Here is a 588-nt window from a genome sequence, read left to right as displayed (position 1 = left end):
TAGGCGATGCCGCTGCCGGCGCAGCCGCTGGTGCTGACGGAGCCGGAGACGACCCAACCCGCCGGGATCGGCGAGAACGAGCACACGGTGGCGTAGGTCTGCGTGGTGATCTTGGCGATCGAGTACGCGTAACCGGTGCCCGCGCACCCGCCGCTGCTGTACGAACTCGTGATCACCCAACCCGCCGGAATCGGCGACATCGAACACACCGTCGCGTTCGTCTGGTTGGCGACATTGGCGATCGAGTACGCATAGCCGGTGCCCGCGCACCCGCCACTGCTGTACGAACTCGTGATCACCCAACCCGCCGGAATCGGCGACATCGAACACACCGTCGCGTTCGTCTGGTTGGCGACATTGGCGATCGAGTACGCGTAACCGGTGCCCGCGCACCCGCCGCTGCTGTACGAACTCGTGATCACCCAACCCGCCGGGATGGGCGAGAAGGAGCACACGGTGGCGTAGGTCTGCGTGGTGATCTTGGCGATCGAGTACGCGTAACCGGTGCCCACACAGCCACCGCTGCCGTACGAACTCGTGATCACCCAACCCGCCGGAATCGGCGACATGGAGCACACCGTCGCGTTC

Annotated in this window: 1 pseudogene; it reads right to left on the bottom strand. The window is 65.5% G+C overall.

The annotated features are described in order from the left end of the window. Positions 1–569, bottom strand: a pseudogene (locus PUR61_RS13375) (hypothetical protein); the annotation flags it as partial. Between the last annotated feature and the right edge of the window lie 19 nt (positions 570–588).

Origin of the sequence: Streptomyces sp. BE20 (assembly GCF_036322525.1) — a bacterium.
Taxonomy (GTDB): Bacteria; Actinomycetota; Actinomycetes; order Streptomycetales; family Streptomycetaceae; genus Kitasatospora.
This window is presented reverse-complemented; position numbering and strand designations above follow the sequence as displayed.